The organism is Acinetobacter sp. A22 (genome assembly GCF_030913345.1).
Taxonomy (GTDB): Bacteria; Pseudomonadota; Gammaproteobacteria; order Pseudomonadales; family Moraxellaceae; genus Acinetobacter; species Acinetobacter junii.
The window spans coordinates 1,631,573-1,654,449 of the sequence record NZ_CP133162.1 but is presented as its reverse complement, the minus strand read 5'-3'; the positions used below and the strand labels follow the sequence as shown (position 1 = coordinate 1,654,449).

Genomic DNA, 22,877 nt, shown 5'->3' with positions numbered 1-22,877 from the left:
CACTTTTGCTGACAATTACGACATCTACGCATGACTTTGTAAAAAAATGCTAAGCTGTGTGAAACCGTTCTTATTTTTATGATCTTAAATTATGTTGCACTATCAAATTGAGTTCGACGATTATCGCCAACATCTGATTCACGTCACCCTTCGTTTTCTGGCTAACCCTAATCAAGAATTATGGTTACCGACTTGGATTCCTGGTAGTTATTTAATTCGTGAGTTTTCTAAGCATATCGAATCGGTAAAAGCTTCTGACGAAGCTGGGCGCTTATTAAAAATTAAAAAAACAGAGAAAAATCGCTGGCGTTTGTTTAATACCGATCATGAGCTTATTACTGTTGAATATGATGTCTACGCATATGATTTATCCGTACGTGGTGCTTATGTTGATCAAACACGACTATACGTAAACCCAGCGTGTGTTTGTCTAGGTCTCCAAGATCAGGAACATGCGCCATGTGAAGTAGAACTATTTCTACCAAGCGAATTAAAGCATTTCCAACTGGCAACAGGACTAGTTTCAAAGAGTCTTGTTAAGGGGCGTTTTACTTTAAAAGCAGAGAGTTACGATCAGCTAATCGATAGTCCATTTGAGTTAGCCGAGCAAAGCCGTTTTAGCTTTGATGCAAATGGTATCCCACATGAGTTTGTGATTTCAGGCAAACACGCGACTAATTTAAATCGTCTTCAGGCAGATATTGAAAAAATATGCCGTACTGAAATAGATATGTTTGGTTCAGCACCTTTTAAAAACTATACCTTTATGACGATGGCAACAGGCAATAGTTATGGTGGTTTAGAGCACTGTAATAGCACAAGCTTAATTACACCTCGTGATGATTTGCCTAAAGCAAATGAACCAGAAGAACCATCAAAAGACTATCAGCGCTTTTTGGGTTTGTGTAGCCATGAGTATTTCCATTCATGGTTAGTTAAATTTATTCGTCCAGAGAATTTCGCAAATTACGATCTACACAAAGAGTCATACACCAGTTTGTTGTGGATCTTTGAAGGATTTACTTCGTATTACGATGATTTAATTTTGTTGCGTAGTGGCGTCATTTCACAAAAGTCTTATCTTGATTTATTAAAAGCTCAAATTGACCGTTATCTACAGAATCCTGGACGTTTTATTCAATCTGTTTCTGAGTCAAGTTTTGATGCATGGATTAAATTCTATCGTCAGGATGAAAACTCAAATAATGCAGGAACGAGTTACTACAACAAAGGTAGTCTAGTCGCATTGTGTTTAGATTTGGGTTTACGTTTACGTGGTTCAAATCTTGATGCACTTATGCGTCGTTTGTATGAAAACACTCAAAATGGCATACAAGTTAATGATCGCACGATTTTTGAGTTATGTAATGAATTGACTGGCGATAATTGGATTGAACAGATTAATCATTTGATCAATACCACTGATGAATTACCACTAGATCAACTTTTACCTGAGTTTGGTTTGAGCTATACGCTTAAAAATGACAAAGCATTACCATTCGGCTTAAAAGTTACTGACAAAGCTGAAGGTGTTGTTATTCAAAATGTTCGTCGAGAAAGTTCTGCAGCAAAAGCAGGCTTATCTGCAAATGATGTGATCATTGCAATCGATGGCTTAAAAGCTTCCGAAAAACTACTATCTAAGTATGCTAAACAGCCAGGGACATATAATGCATACGCATTTCGTAGAGATGAGTTATTGCAATTTGAACTCATAGCAGGGGAAAACACCTTAGCGACTGTTGAACTCAATATTGAAGATCAAAACAAACTGGATGCATGGCTAAAACTTTAGTCTTATCCAAGCTTTCAAAGAAACACCGCTCAAGATGACAGTCTTGAGCGGTGTTTGTTTTTGTTTCTATTAAATTATTGAAATAAATAATAATTTGTAAATTCATTTCAAATTCTAAAATAACGAAGAGTATATGTTTTGTAGTATTTCTTAAAGAAATGTCGTTATCACAGGATATGACATTGACTGGCTTAGTGTGAATCCTGATAATCTCATGTTTTATTTAAGCTAACCGGTTCGCAGGGCTAAATGCCTAAGCTCACAACTACTATTTCGTAGCGAAATGTCGTTATCACAGGATATTGCGTTGACTGAGATGCGATCAAGACTGATACTCTCAGGCCTAAATCAAGCAAACCGGTTCGCAGAGGCTGGGCCAAAAGCTCGCTTCTAAAAACTCAATTTAACACAAGGGGCTATATATGGCTGGTGGAAAGTCAAAAATCATTTATACACTGACTGATGAGGCGCCGTTATTGGCGACCTACTCGCTACTGCCGATCATTGAGACCTTTACTAAGCCAGCTGGCATAGAAATTGTCAAGAGTGACATTTCTGTTGCAGCGCGTGTGCTTGCAGAATTTTCGGACTACTTAAGTGATGAGCAGAAGGTGGCTAATAACCTTGCAGAGCTTGGTCGCCTTACTCAAGATCCAGATACGAATATCATCAAACTGCCGAATATCAGTGCGTCTGTTGCTCAATTGACAGCATGTATCAAAGAGTTACAGTCCAAAGGATATGCAATTCCTGATTATCCAGAAAACCCTACTACGGATGAAGAGAAAGAAATCAAGACTCGTTACGGTAAATGTCTTGGTTCTGCTGTAAACCCTGTATTGCGTGAAGGTAACTCAGATCGTCGTGCGCCTGCTGCTGTTAAAAACTATGCGAAGAAGCATCCACATTCGATGACTGAATGGAAACAGTGGTCTCAAACCCACGTATCACACATGGAAGAAGGTGACTTCTATCATGGTGAAAAATCAATGACGCTTGATCGTGCACGTAACGTGAAGATGGAATTGATTACTAAGCGTGGTGAAACGATTGTTCTGAAACCGAAAGTAGCACTTCAAGATGGCGAAGTAATTGATTCAATGTTCATGAGCAAAAAAGCATTGTGTGACTTCTATGAGAAGCAACTCGATGATTGCCGTGAAGCAGGTATTTTATTCTCGTTACACGTAAAAGCCACAATGATGAAAGTTTCACACCCGATCGTTTTTGGTCACTGTGTGAAAATTTACTACAAAGAAGCATTTGAGAAACACGGTAAGTTATTTGATCAGTTAGGTATTAACGTCAATAACGGTATGGCTGGTCTTTATGAAAAGATCGCTACTTTACCAACCTCACTTCGTGAAGAAATCATTGAAGATTTACATGCTTGCCAAGAACATCGCCCTGCATTAGCAATGGTTGACTCAGCAAAAGGCATCGACAACTTCCATTCACCAAACGATGTAATTGTAGATGCTTCAATGCCTGCAATGATTCGTGGTGGCGGTAAAATGTGGGGTGCAGATGGTAAACCTTACGATTGTAAAGCGGTAATGCCAGAATCGACCTTCGCACGTATCTACCAAGAAATGATCAATTTCTGTAAGTGGAATGGTAATTTTGATCCGAAAACGATGGGTACTGTACCTAACGTTGGTTTGATGGCTCAAAAAGCAGAAGAATACGGTTCACACGATAAAACATTTGAAATTCCTGAAGCTGGTATTGCGAACATTACAGATTTAGACACGGGTGAAGTACTGATGTCTCAAAATGTAGAAGAAGGCGATATCTGGCGTATGTGTCAGGTGAAAGATGCACCGATTCGCGATTGGGTAAAACTTGCAGTAAGTCGTGCGCGTAACTCTGGTATGCCTGCAATTTTCTGGCTTGACCCATATCGTCCACACGAAAATGAGTTGATCAAGAAAGTTGAGAAGTACTTAAAAGAGCATGACACTGAAGGTTTAGACATTCAGATCATGTCACAAGTACGTGCAATGCGTTATACGCTTGAACGTGTAGCTCGTGGTTTAGATACTATTTCTGTAACTGGTAACATTTTACGTGACTATTTAACTGACTTGTTCCCAATCATGGAGTTGGGTACTTCAGCGAAAATGTTATCTATCGTTCCGTTAATGGCGGGCGGTGGCATGTATGAAACAGGTGCAGGTGGTTCAGCGCCGAAGCATGTTCAACAGTTAGTTGAAGAAAACCACTTACGTTGGGATTCGCTAGGTGAATTCCTTGCGCTTGCAGTATCTTTAGAAGAGCTAGGTCTTAAAGAAGATAATCCACGTGCTAAATTACTAGCGAAAACACTTGATCAAGCTACGGGTAAACTGCTCGATAACGATAAGTCTCCATCACGTCGTACTGGTGAGCTAGATAACCGTGGTAGTCATTTCTATTTAGCAATGTATTGGGCTGAAGCACTTGCTGCTCAAGACGAAGATGCTGAGTTAAAAGCGAAGTTTGCTCCTCTTGCAAAAGCTTTAGTTGAAAATGAGCAAAAAATTCTTGCTGAATTGAGTGAAGTACAGGGTAAAGCAGCTGATATTGGTGGTTACTACGCTGTGGATCCAGTAAAAGTAAATGCAGTAATGCGTCCAAGTTCAACTTTTAATGCTACGCTTGAAACGATTTAAGTTTTAATGCAGAACTAACAAACCTGTTGGTAATGTAAAAATACCGATGCGAAAGCATCGGTTTTTTATTTGATAAATAAGATATTTTTAAATTTGACTGTTTATTAATAATCTATTTAAATTTAAATAAAACATAAATTTATAATTCATTTCTTTAAAATCTATGAATAAGAGAAGTTTAACTATTGGAATTCTTGTTACAGTAATTTGGATTGCAATTATTGTATTTATTTATCTTTTTACAGGCTTAGAACATCCGAAGTCTTTGAATGAGTTTGGAGATTTCTTAGCTGGTGTTTTTGCACCCGTTGCTTTCTTTTGGTTGATTTTAGGGTATATGCAGCAGGGCAAACAATTAGAACAAAATACCAAAGCTTTAGAGCAACAAGAAAGAGCGCTTCAACTTCAGATTGATGAGATGAGAGAAGGGATAAAACAGCAAGTTGAATTAGTGCAACTTCAAAGACAACAACTCGATGAACAGCATAAGATGCTCGAACCAAGATTTATTATTTCTCAATCTAAAGTAAATTCTCCCGTTTATGGCAGTAGCACAGATCCTAAGATAGATATTAACCATAATATAGTATTTCTTGTGATCAATTACACTCTAGAAAATTTGGGAGGAGATGCTTTTAATTTGAGAATAACACACCCGAAGAGTAAGGAGATTTTAAAAAAACTTAGTACCGTAAAAGCATCTACATCAGAGGAAATTAGATTTGAATTGGCACAATTTCAAATAGATCAATTAAATCAAAAAAAAGAATTGGAAGATTCATTAGATTTTTTTTATGAAAGTATAAATGGGCGTTCAGTAAAATATGAATTACTTATTCATGTATATCAAACCAACCATCCATTTTATGGTGTAAATCTCTTTTTGAAGAAAGCTGATTTATAGAAAATACAAACTATACAAATTTAAAAAGCCCACTTCCGTGGGCTTTAAAACATCTAAATTCTAACGACTATTTCGGCTACGTCCGCGTGGAGCTTTGGTATTTGGTCGTGTTGTGCCATTAGTCTTGCGACGTGGTTTCTCACTTTCATCCATTTGCCAAATACGCTTAGTACCAGACTTCTTCTTATTTGGGTCTTTTTTATCGCCTTCTTTCTTTTTCTGATGCATTGGTTTACCACCAGTGCCGCCTGGTTTTTTCACGTATGAGCGAGAACGATAAGGCTTATCTTCAGGAAGATCTTTAAAATCAGGATAAAGTAAAGGTTCGATCTCTTTTTGTTCACCAGGTTGTAAACCTAAACGTACAAGGTCGATGGCACCAATCTTAGTACGAATTAAACGTAATGTCGGAAAACCAACAGCAGCTGTCATACGACGAACTTGACGGTTACGACCTTCACAAATCTGAAGTTCAATCCAACTCGTTGGGATGTTGGCACGGAAGCGAACAGGTGGATCACGATCCCACAACCACTCAGGTTGATCAACCTTAATTGCTTTTGCAGGGAGTGTCATACCATCAGCAAGCTCAACACCTTTACGTAGCTGTTCTAGCGCTTCTTCTGTGACATCACCATCAACTTGTGCGAGATAAGTTTTAAATTTTTTATTGGTTGGATTGGTGATGTACTGGTTTAAACCGCCGTGATCAGTCAGGAACATGAGGCCTTCAGAATCGAGGTCAAGGCGACCCGCAAGACGTAAATCAGGATCGTGGATAAAATGTGACAGCGTTAAATGCGCCTCATCCTCACGAAACTGTGACAACACGTCAAAAGGTTTATTAAATACAACTATTTTCATATGAATATACTACTTTGGCTTTAAGTGGCACCATGACATAAAGCTTTTTATTTAAGAGAGAAATGTTTGTATTTCTCCTATAAATCTCAAAAACCTTGCTTATGGATTAAACTGTTTCATGTAATAACAACGAAAGTATGCCATAGAAGGCATACATTTACTCGCAAGATACACATGAGGGAGAACCTGTAAAATGGGTTATCAGAAGATCGTGGTTCCTGCTGACGGTGACAAAATCACAGTAAACGCAGACCTGTCACTGAATGTTCCAAATCATCCAATCATTCCTTTTATAGAAGGTGATGGTATTGGTGTGGATATTACACCAGCTATGAAGGCAGTAGTAGATGCTGCTGTTCTAAAAGCGTATGGTGGTAAACGTTCAATTGAGTGGATGGAAGTATATTGCGGCGAAAAAGCAGATAAAATATATGGCACTTATATGCCAGAAGAGACTTTCGAAGCATTACGTGAATTTATTGTTTCAATCAAAGGTCCTTTAACCACTCCTGTTGGTGGTGGTATCCGTTCATTAAATGTTGCGCTCAGACAAGAACTTGATTTGTATGTCTGTGTTAGACCAGTGCGTTGGTTTGAAGGTGTACCATCACCTGTGCAACATCCTGAGTTAACAGACATGGTTATTTTTCGTGAGAACTCTGAAGATATTTATGCAGGGATTGAATGGAAAGCAGATTCGGATGAAGCTAAAAAAGTTATCAAATTTCTAAAAGAAGAAATGGGCGTAACAAAAATCCGTTTTGATGAAGGTTGTGGTATTGGGATTAAACCTGTTTCAAAAGAGGGTACTCAACGTCTTGTCCGTAAAGCCATTCAGTTTGCAATTGATAATGATAAACCTTCAGTGACGCTTGTCCATAAAGGCAATATCATGAAGTACACCGAAGGTGCCTTCAAAGAGTGGGGCTATGAGCTAGCGATGGAGCGTTTTGGCGGAGAACTATTAGATGGTGGTCCTTGGGTTAAAATTAAAAATCCAAAAACAGGCAAAGACATCATTATTAAAGATGTGATTGCAGATGCATTTTTACAGCAAATTCTTATGCGTCCAGCGGATTATTCAGTTATTGCCACGCTTAATTTAAATGGTGACTATATTTCTGATGCGCTTGCAGCAGAAGTTGGTGGTATTGGTATTGCGCCAGGTGCAAATATTGGTGGTGCGATTGCGGTGTATGAAGCGACACATGGTACAGCACCAAAATATGCGGGACAAGATAAGGTAAATCCAGGTTCGATTATCCTTTCTGCTGAGATGATGCTGCGTGATATGGGATGGATTGAAGCTGCTGATCTGATTATTAAAGGTGTATCAGGTGCGATTGAAGCAAAAACAGTGACCTATGATTTCGAGCGTTTAATGCCTGGTGCAACCTTGGTACGTTGCTCTGAATTTGGTCAAGCAATTATTGAACATATGGGTGATTAATCTATTCATGATTTTAAAAGAGCGGTTAAACCGCTCTTTTTTTGTTCTATATATTTCATATTAATTCTGTGTTGACCTTTTTAGTTGTATCGTAAATTTTAAAAAAACTGTATCTAGTATTTTTAGATCATTTGTTCAAAATATGCTGAAAATTATGAAGAGTTTGCTGTTATGAAAATGTATCAAGTTGATGCTTTCACCAAAGAATTATTCAAGGGCAATCCTGCAGCGGTTATAGTTTTGGATAATTGGTTAGATGAGCATTTAATGCAAAATATCGCATTAGAAAATAATCTATCAGAAACAGCTTTTGTCCGAAAAATAGATGATGCTAATTACGAAATACGCTGGTTTTCACCGACAGATGAGGTTGCCTTTTGTGGACATGCAACTTTAGCTAGTGCTTATGTTTTATTTAAAGATTTTACAGAAGCGAAGACCATACAGTTTCATGTCCGTCAACTTGGAATTTTTGTAGTTACTCAAGATGCTGATGGGAAAATCAAAATGAATTTTCCGATTCGTAAAGCTGAACAGGTTTCTGATTATCCACAAGCTTTACGTGATGGCTTAACCAAGCCATTTAAGGCAGTTTATTTAAATGCTCAAGCCTATATTGTTGAATATGAGTCTGTCCAAGATGTATTGGATGAGCAACCGAACCTAGAGAAATTAAAACAATTAGGACAGGTACGTACAGCAATTACTGCATCTCAACCTGATATTGCAATAACTGCAAAGGGTGAGGATGGAAAGTTCGATTGCGTGTCACGTTATTTTGCTCCTGCGATTGGGATAGATGAAGATCCTGTAACAGGTTCGATTCATACGGCAATTGTTCCACTTTGGGCAGAAAAACTGAACAAACAACGATTAGTTGCATATCAAGCATCAGCACGTGGTGGCATTTTGGAATGCTTCATTGAGTCAGCAGAGCGTATTGAAATTTCGGGATATGCAAAGTTATATATGCAGGCTGAACTATCTATTTAGCTTGTAACAAAAAACGAATAAAAACAATGAAAAAAGCTGTTTAAGTGAACAGCTTTTTTCAAAATATAACTATTAAAAAACTATGCTGTTTACTAGTATGGACACTTGTATTTATTTAAATCATCAAAAATATTCGGATAATCTATGTTAATGCGGTTTAAGCAACTTACACTCTCTCTTTGTTTACTTGGGGTGAGCGCAGCTTCATGGTCTCAGGCTGTACTCGTAAAAACTGAAAAAAATATCGAAGAATATAAATTAGACAACGGCTTTAGAGTTATTCTCGCCCCAAATGAAAAAGAAAATAAAGTCTTTGTAAATACAGTTTATATGACAGGTTCTTTGAATGATCCAAAGGGCAAAGGTGGTTTGGCTCACCTGCTTGAACATTTGGCTTTTAAAGGAACACAAAATGTAAAAGGTGAGGAATTTCAACGTCGCCTTGATCAATATACCTTAATGACAAATGCAAGCACGGATTATTATTCAACTAAGTATTTGAATATTGTTCGTCCAGAGAAAAATGCGCTCAATGAGATTCTGTATTTAGAATCTGAACGCATGGATAAATTGGTGCTTCAGGAGAAATTTGTTCCATCAGAAATTGAAATTGTGAAACGTGAACGTGAAATCCGTATGGATCAGCCATTTGCGGTATTGATGGATCAAATGTGGAAAGCTGCCTACGGAAATCAATATTTAGGGCGTTTGCCGATTGGTGATCTACCTGAATTGAAATCGATCAAAATGAATGAGCTGAACCAGTTTTATAAAACTTGGTATGCACCTAATAATGCGGTCATGGTGATCTCTGGTAAATTCGATAAAACAGAAGTTTTACAGAAAATTGATCAGTATTTTAGCCCTATTCCAGCACGTAAAATTCCAAACCCAGTACAAGTCCCTGTTTTAGATTCAAGTAAAATTGAACAACGCCAGTTTACGGTACAAAAGGGAAGTGATCTTGCCAAGTTTAATATTTATATGAATGGCAAGAATGAAAAATTACAGCCAGCTTTAGCGCTCGCTCCAGCATTATTTACGATGCAACCGAGTGGAACTTTATATAAAAGTATGGTTGAAACAGGAATTAGTACAGCAGTCCAATCAACCACTTGGTTAGATCAAGACTTTAATGTCGTATTTATGGGGGCGATTTACGCACCTAATCATGATGCGAAAAAAGTGGGTGATGCTCTAGTTGATGGGGTTGAAAATAGTAAAACTTTTACTGATGCAGAATTACAACGTATAAAAAATATTACTCAAAATACAGCCGATACGATTGCAAATGATGCAGTCGCTTTAGGCTCACGTTTGAGTGATTATGCTGTGTCTTCACACGGTCAGTGGGATGAATACTTTAGAGACTTAGAGGCGATTCAGAACCTAAAACTTGAAGATGCTAATCAAACTTTAAAACAATTTTTAGTCGCTTCACATCGAATTTCTGGGGACATTTTGCCTACTCCAGAAGATCAGAAAAAAGCGATGACTTTAAAAGCTGAAGATAAACCAAAAACCTTAGATCAAAATACTGAGCAAGCTGAACCGCTGAAAGATCCAAGTGTTTATCAGCAAGAGGTCAAACAGTTCATCGAACAATCTGCCCAGCAGTTACAAAAGAATGAAAAGAAGATTCAACGAGGCGAATTAAAGAATGGCATTCGTTATGCTTTATTCCCAACCCCAACTCGTGATGATAAAACCTATGCCACGATTAGTTTAGATTTTGGTAATGAGAAATCTTTATTCGGTAAAGGTGTTATTTTAGATTTAACCAGTTATTTGATGCTACGTGGTTCAGAAAAACATACTTTACAAGAAATTACCGATAAGGCGATTGCTGCAAGTGGGGGAGCATCGGTGAGTTCGAATGGTAATGGAATGACCATTGTGGTTCAGGCTAAAAAAGACAAATTTGAAGACTTTTTAAGTTTTATCATTGATGTCATTAAACAACCTAAGTTTTCTCAGTCTGAATTCGATTTGGCTAAAAATCAGAGTTTATCTGCTTTAGATCGTCCTTATACAGAACCAGCGATCGTATCATCAATGACTTTAGCAAGGCTACTTGAAACCTATCAACCAGGTGACTTGCGTTATCATTTTGAACCTGAGTTGACTAAACAACAGCTTAAAGATGCCACTCAGTCACAGGTTAAGCAATTTTATGATCAATTCTTCATGACCAATCATGCGCAAATTGCAGTGACTGGTGATTTTGATGCTATAAAAATACAGAAAACTCTAGAAAATGCATTTGGAAAATGGAAGACGAAACAGCCATATCAAAAGATAGTCACTCCATTTGTAGCATTTAAAGCTCAAAAAGTTCATGCCTTATCTGAGCAACGTGAGTTTGGAAGTTATCAAAGTGTGCTCACAATTCCAGTAGGTGCTTATCATCCAGATGCTGCTGCATTGATGATTTTAAGTCACATTATGGGGAACTCTCAGCTTTCGTCTCGTTTAGCACAAGAGCTAAGAGAGAAAAATGCATTGGTTTATGGATTTGGTAGTAGTGTAGATTTAGATTCAGATACAGAAAGTGGTTCACTGAGTATTTCAGCAAATTATACAGCTGGCCGCTCAGATCAAGTCTCACAGTCTGTGCATAAAGTATTGAATGACTTACTTGATAAAGGTGTAACTCAGCAAGAAGTTGAAGCTGCAAAAGCTGACATTATGAAGAAACGTGTGACTTCATTAGAAGATGAACGTTCGATTCATGGCATGTTGACGGGTCAACTTGAGCGCAATAAAACACTGCTGGATCGAGCAAAACGTGATCAGGAAATTGCTAAACTAACGAAATCTGACATTGATACTGTGATTAAGAAATATATTAAGCTTGATCAGTTTGTTGAGGTTATGGCAGATCAGTATGGAAAAGCGCAACAATAATTGGCATCAATAGTTTCGGACTAAGCTAATTTTTAGTCATCAATAAAATAATACTTAAGTGCTTTATTTTTTTTGCATGAAATGAGATTTTATGATTCATAAACCTCATTTCAAACTAAAGTGCGGGGAATAATATGCTTTTAGCTTTAATCGCTGTTCTTGCTGGAATTGTTTTATTAGTGTGGAGTGCTGACAAGTTTATTGATGGTGCTTCTGCAACTGCTCATCATCTAGGAATGCCTTCATTATTGGTTGGCATGATCGTTGTCGGATTTGGTACGTCTGCTCCTGAACTTGTTGTCTCGGTCATGGCTGCACTAGATGGTAATCCTGGTATTGCGTTAGGTAATGCTTATGGTTCAAACATTGTTAATATTGCATTAATACTAGGGCTGACGGCTATCATTCACCCCATCGTGGTGCATTCAACAATAGTTCGTAAGGAGCTACCTCTTTTATTAGCCGTGACAGTGGTAGCGATTATGCAAATCATGGATGGCGAACTGAGTCGGAATGATGCATTGTTACTGTTCTTGCTTTTATTTGTTTATATGGGATGGACAATTTGGCAAGGTATGCGCAGTAAAAGTGATGTTTTAAGCCATGAATTTGATTTTGAATTACAAACACATCAAATGCCTCTTAAAAAGGCTATTCCACTACTAATATTTGGGTTAATTGTATTAGTTATAAGCTCACGTCTATTGGTGTGGGGAGCTGTTGAGATTGCTCAATCCTTTGGTGTAAGTGAATTAATTATTGGTTTAACTGTTGTAGCTATTGGAACTTCATTACCAGAGTTAGCCTCATCCATCGCTGCTGCTAGAAAGGGTGAACTTGATATCGCGATAGGAAATGTAATTGGTTCAAATATGTTCAATACTTTGGCAGTGGTTGGACTTGCTGGAATGATTCATCCTACTACAGTACCCCATGAGGTTTTACAGCGTGATATGGTGGTAATGGGTATACTCACCTTGAGTCTACTTTTTTTCACTATCAGCTTGAAAGGGCATGGACGTATCGGGCGTTTAAAAGGTGGAACTTGGTTATTCAGTTTTATCGCTTATACAGCTTATCTAATTAATACAGCTTTTTAATTTATTGAATCAGAACAAGGCATTAAACTAATGAATGCCTTGTTCTGATGAAGATAAATATTTAATCTCTAAAGACTAATTTACTCGTCAATGATCATGTTTATGAGCATGAAAATCTTCATTTTTACGGAAGCGTAAATAGTTTTCAAACTGCTCGCAATATTCGTCAAAATTATCTTCGAGCATCATTTGAAATTGTTGAAGCAAATAAGTCATCACTTGCTCTTTAGCGTCGCGCATTTCATTGCCATCTTTAAAGTTATTTGCAGCAACCCATGTATTAAAACGAGCAGTCGCAAATAGCATAGCAGCGCTCACTTGTCCGCGTAATTCCTCTGGTTTTGCTGGTTGACCTTTCGGTGGGCGGCAATACTCATTGGCGAGTTTGATGAATTCATCTGCACGCTCAAAAAACACCGCATTTAACGCTTCTTCTTCCGTCACATCGGTGGCGTTGATTTTTTGAGACATGATCATTTTCCAACAAAAATAAGACGTCTTATTATAGTCAAAGCCTTGTCGAAACTAAACCTTTGCCTTAATCTAAAATAGCCTAAGCAAATCGAATTATCATCATGCAAGATGCTATCGCCATTCAAAGCTTAAAAACAGATATCGCTTTACTTCGTCAACATATTTATCCACCTCAATATTTGGAACATGTTGAAGGTTTACCGATTTATTATGGTCTAAAAGATCAGGTCGATGAGTATTATCGTCAATGGCAACCATTGATTGAAAGGGCGCAGGAACTTTGTCAGCCTTTTATGGAAGATGAGCCTGTGGATGCGATTCATTTACCCAGCCATCTGAATCTGCCATTGTTTTTCTTTCACGTCGATCGTATTCGAATCAATAAAACTCGCGCTAAAGAGTCTAAAACTTTTCGTGGTGTTGCGGCATTGATCGAAAAGTGTGGGCAATTTGACACAGATCAGATTTTTGCGATGCAAGAATGGTTAGGGAGTGATGACACTGCTGCTTTGGTGGCTCATCGTGAGTTTATAGATTTACGTACTTACGTCTTTCAGCATGGGCAAAGTGAATATACACGAACCCGTTTTTATATGAATGGTGTAATTTTAAGCGTCGAACCACATTTTAAATTGGTGGATGCACGGGATAAACTACGTAAGCAACGTAATGATAGTTATAGTGATCCGATTGCAGATAATGGAACATGGAAGATTTTTGGGAAGTATCGGTAAATGATTTAAGTGGAATAAATAGTTTAACACTCTAATTTTCATTAAAAAATAATAGCACAGCCACAAGTGCTATATAAAGTTTGGATGTTTTCGCGCAGACGATTTCCTACTTTGTTTTCGGACAAAGTAGGCAAAGCCATTGTCATCAGCAAAACCTGTTTATTTCTTGGATTTATTAAAATGCATCGCAGAAACATTACTTTGCTTATATCACGCAGGTTGCTGATGACGTTTCAGAGTATCCGCTTTTTTTGTTAAGATTTAGATTATTTGTGGCGGCATCCATGCCACCAGCACGATAACAGAGTGAGGTGATTTTCCCTTGCAGAGCAATCACTCCTCATCCCAAAAAATGTCTTTGATCGATAAATCCTCTAGTTTCTTTGCAGCCTTCTTAGCAACATGTGGTTGTTGTGCTTTTACCCAACCTAAAGCAAATAAAAATTGTGGGTGCTCTGTAGCTTGTTCCTCGAAAATATGTTCAGCGACAAACAAATCATTATAAAAACCTAAATATTCCTGAATTGGCTGTAATTTATCTAGGAATTGTTGAACATCTTTCTCAGGATAAAGATCAGAAATAAAGTCGATGCAATAACGCAATTGTTTTACTCGTTTGCGGGTTCGATGCTGTTCTTCTACAGCAAGTGATGAAAAATGTTCTGCATCCTTGAGGATTTTTTGATAGAGCTTGGTTAAACTTTTTGCAGCTTGTTTAGTGACTTTAGGCTTTGATTCAGATTCACGATAGCTAAAGTTGAGTAGTGATAAAAATAGCTCAGTAGTTTGAGTCCGACTGAAAATCTGAGCAATATTAGTTGCGTCAGAGGCTGTAAGCTTAAATTCAAAATCACACACTTTCTGAATTAAAGGAATGACCGAATCTTGGATTGCATCATTGTCACGCGATTTACCCAAAGCTCTAAAAATTTCAGCTAACTGACTTTCCCAAGACTCATCAACTTGAGTTGACCAGTTTGAAAAATGTTTTAAGGCAGAACGCAAACGTCTTATTCCCACACGTGCTTGGTGAATATGATCCGCTTCTGCAACACCATCAGCAATCGCTGCTGCATTAGGTAAAATATGATTTAACGTATTTTCGACAATTTGTTTGATTGCTTGATCAGCACTAATATCAGATTCTAATTTGAGCGTTTTTGCTTTAGTAGCAGGAGAGACACGTTTAGTTACGGCAAGCAAATTACCACGTTCAGCCTTACTGCGAACATCTAGCCATAATTGATATTTCTTCACCCATGTATGTGCGAATGTAATTAGGTCTTGGGGTGAGCCTTGTTTCAGTTCAAATTCAACTTCACATATTTGGGCTTGATCGTTAGGTGTACGAATTTCACCATCATCTAAACAAACTTCAATTAGCGAATTTTCAAATTCAAAAACATGAAATGTACGTTGCACATCTGTTTGGAACTGAAGTAGTAGTTCAGTAGGCGAGTCACCTAATACATCACGTAGTACACTTTGAACGGTTTGATTATGTTTATAAAGTGTAAGGTCCAATTCAGGTTCTTGTTCACATTTACCTAAATAGATGTCTTCTTCAATACGTTGCAAATGATTTTTAGTCGCAGCTTTAAAGGTTTGTACCCAATGATCACCCTCTTGACGCAGACGAATAGCCACATAATTTTTTGCTAATAGACGATCAGCAGTATCATAGTATTTTGCTTGCAAACGAATTTTCTGAGCCGATTGTTTATTTAAAAATTGCAGGACACTTTTTTTCTTAGATTCAGGTAGCTGAAATTTAAGCTCTATTTCCATGATGTTATAACTCCTGACCATTTTTGATAAATATTCTAAAATTTAGTATAACGTGTTGATCTCAAAAATTATTGTAAAGATCTTTTAAGTCTCGTTGAGGATGGCTCACAATGACTTTATTTTGAGCAAAAAATACTTTAAGTTGTGGGGAGTTTAAAGATTAGGATGATCCACATGAATGCACCAGCGAAGATCGACAAGCCAGTAGAATTCACATTGCCAATTAAAGACTATAATGAATTTTACCGCTTTTATTTAACTGAACATCGTAGTATTGCGAGCCGACGTTTGCATGTAGCAGGTAGTACACTGGGTTTGTATTTTTGGAGTAAAGCAATTAGCCAGCGTAAAGCAAAGTATTTAGCTTATGGTTTATTGTCTGGATATGCGTGTGCATGGGTTGGACACTTTTTCTTTGAACACAATAAACCAGCGAGTTTTAAACAACCGCTTTATAGTTTTATTTCAGATTGGCGTATGTTGTCTGATGTTGTACGTGGTCGTCTCAGTTTAATTGATCGCAAGTTTGACAAGATTGAGTCTTAAACAAGATATTAAAATTAGAAATGTCTAAAGCTGCGTCATAGCAGCTTTTTTGTTCTAAGGTTTATTTTTAGTAATGTAAATGTGCACACTCTCTTTAATTTTTAAATAAGAAAATATACCCTGAAACCAACGTTTTTTTAGTGAAATTTTCATGCGCGGTTTATACCTCATCACCAATGATGATCCCATTCAACTTCTTTTAGAAAAGTTAGAGACTGCACTAGCTACTGGTCATATAGCTATTTTGCAATATCGTCGAAAAAAAATAGAAAAAATAAATCAACCATCTGAAGTGGAGTTGATCAAAGTCCTGTGTGAAAAATATCAAGTCCCTTTTGTCATTAATGATGATTTGGCGTTAGCAGAACAATTTGGTTTAGGTGTGCATCTAGGGCAGTCCGATGGTGAAATTACTGATGCGATTAAGCGTTTACCCCAAGGAGTAATTATCGGACGTACTTGCTTAAACTCTTTAGACTTGGCAGCAAAAGCAATTTCCGAAGGCGCGACTTATGTAGCATTTGGTGCTGTCTATGCGACATCAACTAAACCAGAAGCGGGCAATGTGGGAATCGAAGTCATCAAACAGGCTCAACAAAAATATGATGTGCCAATTTGTGCGATTGGAGGTTTAACTGTTGAAAATTCTCAAGTCGTGATAGAGGCTGGAGCAAGCCTTTGTGCAGTAATTAGTGATATATTAGGACGATCAACAGCCGAAATTCCTGCTCGTGTCAGCGCATGGGCGAAATTATTTGCATAATTCTGTGTGTTCACAAGTTGGGACTTTAGTCACTCCCCATTATTTCGATTTAGGTTGAGCCTCATATGAGTTTATCTCCAAAGCAAGAACAGTTATTTAAACAGGCGAATAAACATATTCCAGGTGGCGTAAATTCACCTGTACGTGCATTTAACGGTGTAGGTGGTACGCCAGTTTTTATTGAGAAAGCGAAAGGTGCGTACCTGTGGGATGTTGATGGCAAACGATATATTGACTATGTAGGTTCATGGGGACCGATGATCTTAGGTCATGCACATCCTGATATTATTAAAGCGGTGCAAATCGCAGCTGAGGATGGCTTAAGTTTTGGTGCGCCAACCGTGCATGAAACCACTTTGGCAGACACGATTTGCGAAATTATGCCTTCGATCGAAATGGTTCGTATGACCAGTTCAGGAACTGAAGCGACGATGACTGCAATTCGCTTGGCACGTGGTTATACAGGACGTGACAAGATTGTGAAATTTGAGGGCTGTTATCATGGTCACTCTGATTCATTATTAGTTAAAGCAGGTTCAGGTTTACTTACTTTGGGTGAGGGGGAGCCGACTTCTAAAGGAGTACCTGTTGATTTTGCAAAACATACTTTAACTTTGCCATATAACAATATTGAAGCATTAAAAGAATGTTTTAGTAAGTTTGGTCATGAGATTGCAGGCGTAATCATTGAACCTGTAGCAGGCAACATGAATTTAGTAACGCCGATTGAAGGATTCTTGCAAGCCATTCGTGATGTTTGTGATGAATATCAATCAGTCTTCATTATTGATGAAGTAATGACAGGTTTTCGTGTTGCTCTTGGTGGAGCGCAATCAGTCTATAAGGTAAAACCAGATTTAACGACTTTAGGTAAAATCATTGGTGCAGGATTACCAGTGGGTGCTTTTGGTGGTAAACGTGAAATCATGGAGTGTATCGCACCGCTAGGCGGCGTGTATCAGGCAGGGACATTGTCAGGAAATCCTTTGGCAATGCGTGCGGGTATTGCGATGTTTAAGCATCTACGTGAACCTGAATTCTATGACAAATTAGCTGCCCAATTAGAAAAACTGCTTGCTGGTTTACAAGTTGCAGCAGATGAAGCTGGTATTCCATTCAAAACTCAGCAAGTGGGAGGAATGTTTGGTTTGTACTTCACAGATCAAGATGACATCACAAGTTTTGATTCGATGTTAGCCTGTGATGTGGGTGCGTTTAAGAAATTCTTCCATGGTATGCTTAAACGCGGTGTTTACCTTGCACCTTCAGCATTTGAGGCTGGTTTTATTTCTTCAGTACACTCTGATCAAGATATTGCAGAGACCATTCAAGCAGCAAAAGAAACATTTGCTGAAATGAAAGCTTCTGCTTAATTTCAGATATCAGGAAACACCATGACTATTGTTGTGGTGTTTTTTTAGATATGGAATAAAAAATTAGAATTAAATCGATTTTTTCATTGTATTTCTAGTCTAAGCTTTTTATGATTGCCCGCTTGTTTTCATCGAGTCGTTGGAAGGCTATCTTGAGTGATTTTCTAAGTGAACATTTGATTCATCGTGATGAAGATTTTATGGTCATCCATAAACCCGCAGGGCTACTCACCGTACCTGGAAAAACACCTGATTTGCAAGATTGTTTAATCAATCGCTTATTAAAACTAGAGCCAAAAACTTTACTGATTCACCGTTTAGATCGGGATACTTCAGGAATACTCGTTTTTGGTTTATCTAAATTTGGGCAGAGTCATATTTCTCGCCAATTCCAAGATCGTCAAACCTCAAAAATTTACCAAGCTTTGGTTGCTGGACATCTCGAAGATGAAGGCATCGTCGATATACCCGTGATTTATGATCCAAGCCGTCCGCCATTGCATATCGTTGATGCATCGCATCACAAACCAGCATTAACAGAATGGCAAGTCATCGAACATTTAGAAATTAAAGGACATCCTGTAACCCGAGTTCAACTCGTTCCGATTACAGGTCGTTCGCATCAGCTTCGTGTGCATATGCAGTATTTAGGTCACCCGATCTTAGGTGATACTTTGTACGCTACGCCAGAACAACAACAGCTTTATGATCGTTTGTGTTTACATGCGACAGAACTAAGCTTCACTCATCCTAAAACAGCTCAGCAGTTGACATTCAATTGTCCTGTACCGTTTTAGCCCAAAACTTTTTTATGAAACATGATGTGATGCGCGCTATCTGAACGCGCTTTGTGTCAAAATACATATCGTTGAAAACTACATAAAATGCATTAATTCTTCGTTGAATTAGGCACTACAATATGTAGGCTAACTTGAGATAAAGGTGGAAAAATTGCAGCAGTTTGCTATTGGTCAACGTTGGTTATCAGATACAGAAACTGAACTAGGTTTAGGCGTTCTTATTGATGTGGATGAACGTTCTATCAGCATTTTATTCCCCAAAAGTGATGAAACACGTGTGTATGCACGTAACAATGCACCTTTATCTCGTATCATTTTCAATGTAAACGATGAAGTGCAAGATCAAGAAGGCTCAAAATGGATTGTTGAAGCAATCGAAGATCGTCATGGAGTGCTTCGTTATGATGTTGTTCGTACTTTAGAAAATGGCGAGCAAGAACGAAAATCATTGAATGAAACACGTATTGGTGCGCAAATTCAGCTTTCAAAACCTTTAGAGCGTTTGCTTGCTAGTCAAATTGATTATAAAGAATGGTATGACCTTCGTATCGAAGCGATGCTATTACAAGCGCAAATGCATACTAGTCCTTTACGTGGTTTCCTTGGTGCTCGTGTTGGATTGATTCCACATCAACTTTATATCGCTCACGAAGTCGGTAAGCGTTTTGCCCCACGTGTTTTGTTAGCAGATGAAGTGGGGCTAGGTAAAACCATTGAAGCTGGTTTAATCATCCATCAACAATTAAAAACGGGTCGCTCAGAACGTATTCTGATTTTGGTTCCTGATTCATTGCAGTATCAATGGATGATTGAAATGCGCCGTCGTTTCAATTTGCAATTTTCACTTTTCGATTTAACACGTACTGCTTCGATCAAAGAACACGATCCTGATCTCAATCCATTTTTAACTGAGCAATGTATTATTGCCAGTGTTGATTTGATGGTTGACCATGAAGACTTACGTGAGCAAGCCGTAGAAGCTGGCTTTGACTTACTCGTCGTAGATGAAGCACATCACTTAATGTGGAGTGAAGAAGACGGCGGTAATGATCGGTATGATTTAGTAGAAGAACTCGCTGAACAAACAGCAGGTGTGCTTTTGCTTACTGCCACACCAGAGCAACTAGGTGTAGAAAGTCACTTTGCGCGACTTCGTTTACTGGATCCACAACGTTTTAGCAGTTTAGATCGCTTCCTCGACGAAGAAGAACAATATCAGCATACTGCGAAAATAGCAGAAGTATTGATGTCTGATGAGGCATTGACTGAAGAGCATTTGGTCGTACTAGATGGCCTATTGGGTCATCGTATTGATGATCAGCCAGAACAGCGTATGCGAGCGATCCATGAGTTATTAGACCGTCATGGTACAGGTCGTATTTTATTCCGTAACACGCGTGAAGCGATTCAAGGTTTCCCAGGTCGTGACTGTCAACCTGCACCATTGCCTGCACCAGAAGACTGGTCTTTTGACGGCAAAATGCGAGAACAAATGTGGCCTGAAGAGGGACAGCTCGATGGTTCTTGGATGGAAACCGATCCTCGTGTGCCGTGGTTGATGGAAGTACTGCGTAAAGATCTCAAGCACAAAAAAGTATTGTTGATCGCACGTAGTGGACCTGTAGTTGAAGCTTTAGAAAATGCCCTACGTTTACATGCAGGTATTCGTACAGCAATGTTCCATGAGGGCATGAGCTTATTAGAGCGTGACCAAGCCGCCGCATATTTTGCTGAAGATAGTTATGGTGCTCAGATTTTACTGTGCTCTGAAATTGGTTCAGAAGGGCGTAACTTCCAGTTTGCCAGTGATTTAATTTTATTTGATTTGCCTGCAAACCCTGATGTGCTCGAACAGCGTATTGGTCGACTAGATCGTATTGGTCAAGAAAACCGTATCCAAATTCATGTGCCATATTTGGTAGGCACCGCTCAAGAGCGTATGTTCCGTTGGTACAACGAAGCACTTAATATTTTCAGCAATATCTCTCCAACTGCGCAAACCTTGCAAGAGAACTTTATTGTTGAGTTGAAAGATTGTTTGCTTGCTGATCAAGGTCAGACTTTTGAAGATTTACTTGAAGAGGTGAATGTACAACGTCAAGCTTTGGAAGCTGAATTACAAGCTGGTCGCGACAGATTGCTAGAATACAATTCATGTCGTCCAGTGGTTGCACAAGGTATTGTACAAGCACTCGAAGATTATGATGACAATACGACTTTGCCGATGTTTGTTAAACGTTTTATGTCATCTACCAATATCGATTTTGATGAGCAAAGCAATGGTACTGTAATCATCAAGCCTACTGATCAAATGCAAGTTCAAGGTTTGACCTTAGACGAAGAAGGTATGACAGCGACTTTCTACCGTGATCAGGCTCAGATTCGTGAAGATGCGCAGTATTTGACACTTGAGCATCCATTTATTGAAAGTGTGATGGAAATGATCCGCACACAATCATTTGGTAGTACCAATGTTGCGTTGTTAAAATCAAATGCATTAAAACAAGGTTCAGTTCTGTTGGAAGTTTGGTTTAAGGTGGATGTGGTTGCACCAAAAGCCCTGAACTTACCATCAAGCCTTCCAAAGCAGTTGATCCGTGTTTTATTGAGCGAAAATGGTCAAGATTTATCTGCCAAGATTGATCCAAGTATTTTACGTCCATACTTGCACCATTTAGATGGTAATAGCTGCCGTCAGGTGGTGAAAGCGCGCCGTGATGTGATTGAGACACGTTATGCTCAAGCTTTGGATATTGCTAAAACATCGTTACCTGAATTGATGCAGCAAGCGAAAGAGCATTACAGTAGTAAATGGCAATATGAAATTGACCGTTTAACTTATCTGAAGCAATTCAATCCAAGTATTCGCCAAGATGAAATTGAGCGCTTACAAAAATTCCAAAAAGAAGGTTTAGGACTACTTGATGGACTTTCTGTTACCCCAGAAGCGATTCAGGTACTGGTTGTGGTTAAACCATAATTAGCGCTAATAAAAAAGAGGACTGAATTGTCCTCTTTTTTCGTCTTGAATAAACTAAACTTAGTTTTGGTCAATATTGGCTTCTAAGAACCATAAATACTGATCTAAGTCTTCTAAAGCTGCATGAATAATATCTTCAGAAATTGGGTCTTTAATATCTTCGATCGTATCACGAAGGTGATTTGCGACTACACCATAACGATCTGCCAATTCTTTCAAATGGTCTTGTACAGCATGAATCGCGACAGGATACGGTTTAAGATGTGAACTTTCAGCAACTGTTTGGGTTGTACCGAAAGCTGTTCCACCAATTTGCACAGCACGCTCAGCGACATTGTCTAGATGGGTAATGATTGAGGTGCGGAACATATCTAACATTTCATGGACTGCAATAAAATTACTACCACGCATATTCCAATGTGCTTGTTTAGTAAGTAGTGATAAATCAATCAGATTCGCAAGAATTTGATTTAGAATTTTGACCGTTGCTTCTTTAATAGAATCATCTAAATTATTACGTGTATATACTTTTAGAGCTGCTGAAGAATTCATAGTTACCTCATTCAATTATTGTATGTGAAATTTGATGAATTAAACGAATGATCTATTTCAAGTTTCAGCTTAACCCGCGCTGTGCAGAAGGAGTGTTTTAATTCTTAACCCTTTTGTAAATTATGGTGAGTTTAAATATTTTTTCTATTGTAATTACATGGTGTTAGAGTAAGGTTGAACTAAGCATGATTTAAATAATC

General features: G+C 38.3%; 17 protein-coding genes. 13 read left to right on the top strand and 4 right to left on the bottom strand.

Annotated elements, in window-relative coordinates; all coding sequences use genetic code 11:
* The first annotated feature begins 91 nt into the window (after window positions 1-91).
* The 3 genes from Q9Q86_RS08155 (at window position 92) to Q9Q86_RS08145 (ending at window position 5,353) form a co-directional block, all read left to right on the top strand.
* Window positions 92-1,795 carry a M61 family metallopeptidase gene (locus tag Q9Q86_RS08155; protein ID WP_004963304.1) on the top strand — a complete coding sequence of 568 codons (1,704 nt, stop codon included), beginning with the start codon at window positions 92-94 and terminating at the stop codon, window positions 1,793-1,795.
* A 422-nt stretch (window positions 1,796-2,217) separates the two neighbouring features.
* Complete coding sequence (locus Q9Q86_RS08150) at window positions 2,218-4,449, top strand: NADP-dependent isocitrate dehydrogenase (RefSeq protein WP_042891140.1); 2,232 nt, start codon at window positions 2,218-2,220, stop codon at window positions 4,447-4,449.
* A 163-nt stretch (window positions 4,450-4,612) separates the two neighbouring features.
* Entirely contained in the window at window positions 4,613-5,353 is a 741-nt protein-coding gene (locus Q9Q86_RS08145) for a hypothetical protein (protein WP_004963298.1), read from the top strand.
* Window positions 5,354-5,413: 60 nt separating this feature from the next.
* Here Q9Q86_RS08145 and Q9Q86_RS08140 read toward each other — a convergent pair whose 3' ends face one another.
* Window positions 5,414-6,217 carry an rRNA large subunit pseudouridine synthase E gene (locus Q9Q86_RS08140; RefSeq protein WP_004912587.1) on the bottom strand — a complete coding sequence of 268 codons (804 nt, stop codon included), beginning with the start codon at window positions 6,215-6,217 and terminating at the stop codon, window positions 5,414-5,416.
* A 193-nt stretch (window positions 6,218-6,410) separates the two neighbouring features.
* Here Q9Q86_RS08140 and icd point away from each other — a divergent pair, with 193 nt between their 5' ends.
* The 4 genes from icd (at window position 6,411) to Q9Q86_RS08120 (ending at window position 12,667) form a co-directional block, all read left to right on the top strand.
* Window positions 6,411-7,667 carry an NADP-dependent isocitrate dehydrogenase gene (icd, locus tag Q9Q86_RS08135; RefSeq protein ID WP_087540023.1) on the top strand — a complete coding sequence of 419 codons (1,257 nt, stop codon included), beginning with the start codon at window positions 6,411-6,413 and terminating at the stop codon, window positions 7,665-7,667.
* 171 nt (window positions 7,668-7,838) lie between these two features.
* Window positions 7,839-8,660, top strand: coding sequence for a PhzF family phenazine biosynthesis protein (locus Q9Q86_RS08130; protein ID WP_112986971.1), 822 nt, complete (start codon window positions 7,839-7,841; stop codon window positions 8,658-8,660).
* Window positions 8,661-8,804: 144 nt separating this feature from the next.
* The gene (locus tag Q9Q86_RS08125; RefSeq protein ID WP_112986972.1) at window positions 8,805-11,567 is read left to right on the top strand and encodes a pitrilysin family protein; all 2,763 of its coding nucleotides are present in this window, start codon (window positions 8,805-8,807) and stop codon (window positions 11,565-11,567) included.
* A gap of 134 nt (window positions 11,568-11,701) precedes the next feature.
* A complete protein-coding gene (locus tag Q9Q86_RS08120; protein WP_112986973.1) occupies window positions 11,702-12,667 on the top strand; it encodes a calcium/sodium antiporter in 966 nt (321 codons plus the stop codon).
* Window positions 12,668-12,754: 87 nt separating this feature from the next.
* Here the strand turns inward: Q9Q86_RS08120 and Q9Q86_RS08115 are convergent, their stop codons facing one another.
* Complete coding sequence (locus Q9Q86_RS08115; protein ID WP_004912579.1) at window positions 12,755-13,138, bottom strand: DUF3144 domain-containing protein; 384 nt, start codon at window positions 13,136-13,138, stop codon at window positions 12,755-12,757.
* A 104-nt stretch (window positions 13,139-13,242) separates the two neighbouring features.
* Between Q9Q86_RS08115 and Q9Q86_RS08110 the strand changes: the two genes are divergently transcribed.
* The gene (locus Q9Q86_RS08110) at window positions 13,243-13,875 is read left to right on the top strand and encodes a hypothetical protein (RefSeq protein WP_112986974.1); all 633 of its coding nucleotides are present in this window, start codon (window positions 13,243-13,245) and stop codon (window positions 13,873-13,875) included.
* 333 nt (window positions 13,876-14,208) lie between these two features.
* Here the strand turns inward: Q9Q86_RS08110 and Q9Q86_RS08105 are convergent, their stop codons facing one another.
* A complete protein-coding gene (locus tag Q9Q86_RS08105; RefSeq protein ID WP_112986975.1) occupies window positions 14,209-15,663 on the bottom strand; it encodes a CYTH and CHAD domain-containing protein in 1,455 nt (484 codons plus the stop codon).
* Between the two features lie 174 nt (window positions 15,664-15,837).
* Here Q9Q86_RS08105 and Q9Q86_RS08100 point away from each other — a divergent pair, with 174 nt between their 5' ends.
* From Q9Q86_RS08100 to rapA, 5 genes are all read left to right on the top strand, one after another.
* On the top strand, window positions 15,838-16,209 hold the full coding sequence (locus tag Q9Q86_RS08100; protein ID WP_112986976.1) for a DUF962 domain-containing protein: 372 nt from the start codon (window positions 15,838-15,840) through the stop codon (window positions 16,207-16,209).
* A gap of 151 nt (window positions 16,210-16,360) precedes the next feature.
* The gene (gene thiE, locus Q9Q86_RS08095; RefSeq protein ID WP_042891131.1) at window positions 16,361-16,972 is read left to right on the top strand and encodes a thiamine phosphate synthase; all 612 of its coding nucleotides are present in this window, start codon (window positions 16,361-16,363) and stop codon (window positions 16,970-16,972) included.
* Window positions 16,973-17,037: 65 nt separating this feature from the next.
* Window positions 17,038-18,345, top strand: coding sequence for a glutamate-1-semialdehyde 2,1-aminomutase (hemL, locus tag Q9Q86_RS08090; protein WP_112986977.1), 1,308 nt, complete (start codon window positions 17,038-17,040; stop codon window positions 18,343-18,345).
* Window positions 18,346-18,497: 152 nt separating this feature from the next.
* Window positions 18,498-19,142, top strand: coding sequence for an RluA family pseudouridine synthase (locus tag Q9Q86_RS08085; RefSeq protein WP_171293774.1), 645 nt, complete (start codon window positions 18,498-18,500; stop codon window positions 19,140-19,142).
* A 145-nt stretch (window positions 19,143-19,287) separates the two neighbouring features.
* Entirely contained in the window at window positions 19,288-22,125 is a 2,838-nt protein-coding gene (gene rapA / locus Q9Q86_RS08080; RefSeq protein ID WP_112986979.1) for an RNA polymerase-associated protein RapA, read from the top strand.
* A 60-nt stretch (window positions 22,126-22,185) separates the two neighbouring features.
* Here rapA and dps read toward each other — a convergent pair whose 3' ends face one another.
* On the bottom strand, window positions 22,186-22,677 hold the full coding sequence (gene dps / locus Q9Q86_RS08075) for a DNA starvation/stationary phase protection protein Dps (RefSeq protein WP_112986980.1): 492 nt from the start codon (window positions 22,675-22,677) through the stop codon (window positions 22,186-22,188).
* Between the last annotated feature and the right edge of the window lie 200 nt (window positions 22,678-22,877).

Coding starts and splice junctions, on each gene's coding strand:
- Q9Q86_RS08155 (WP_004963304.1), top strand. CDS start 92: ATGTTGCACTATCAAATTGAGTTCGACGATTATCGCCAACATCTGATT.
- Q9Q86_RS08150 (WP_042891140.1), top strand. CDS start 2,218: ATGGCTGGTGGAAAGTCAAAAATCATTTATACACTGACTGATGAGGCG.
- Q9Q86_RS08145 (WP_004963298.1), top strand. CDS start 4,613: ATGAATAAGAGAAGTTTAACTATTGGAATTCTTGTTACAGTAATTTGG.
- Q9Q86_RS08140 (WP_004912587.1), bottom strand. CDS start 6,217: ATGAAAATAGTTGTATTTAATAAACCTTTTGACGTGTTGTCACAGTTT.
- icd (WP_087540023.1), top strand. CDS start 6,411: ATGGGTTATCAGAAGATCGTGGTTCCTGCTGACGGTGACAAAATCACA.
- Q9Q86_RS08130 (WP_112986971.1), top strand. CDS start 7,839: ATGAAAATGTATCAAGTTGATGCTTTCACCAAAGAATTATTCAAGGGC.
- Q9Q86_RS08125 (WP_112986972.1), top strand. CDS start 8,805: ATGTTAATGCGGTTTAAGCAACTTACACTCTCTCTTTGTTTACTTGGG.
- Q9Q86_RS08120 (WP_112986973.1), top strand. CDS start 11,702: ATGCTTTTAGCTTTAATCGCTGTTCTTGCTGGAATTGTTTTATTAGTG.
- Q9Q86_RS08115 (WP_004912579.1), bottom strand. CDS start 13,138: ATGTCTCAAAAAATCAACGCCACCGATGTGACGGAAGAAGAAGCGTTA.
- Q9Q86_RS08110 (WP_112986974.1), top strand. CDS start 13,243: ATGCAAGATGCTATCGCCATTCAAAGCTTAAAAACAGATATCGCTTTA.
- Q9Q86_RS08105 (WP_112986975.1), bottom strand. CDS start 15,663: ATGGAAATAGAGCTTAAATTTCAGCTACCTGAATCTAAGAAAAAAAGT.
- Q9Q86_RS08100 (WP_112986976.1), top strand. CDS start 15,838: ATGAATGCACCAGCGAAGATCGACAAGCCAGTAGAATTCACATTGCCA.
- thiE (WP_042891131.1), top strand. CDS start 16,361: ATGCGCGGTTTATACCTCATCACCAATGATGATCCCATTCAACTTCTT.
- hemL (WP_112986977.1), top strand. CDS start 17,038: ATGAGTTTATCTCCAAAGCAAGAACAGTTATTTAAACAGGCGAATAAA.
- dps (WP_112986980.1), bottom strand. CDS start 22,677: ATGAATTCTTCAGCAGCTCTAAAAGTATATACACGTAATAATTTAGAT.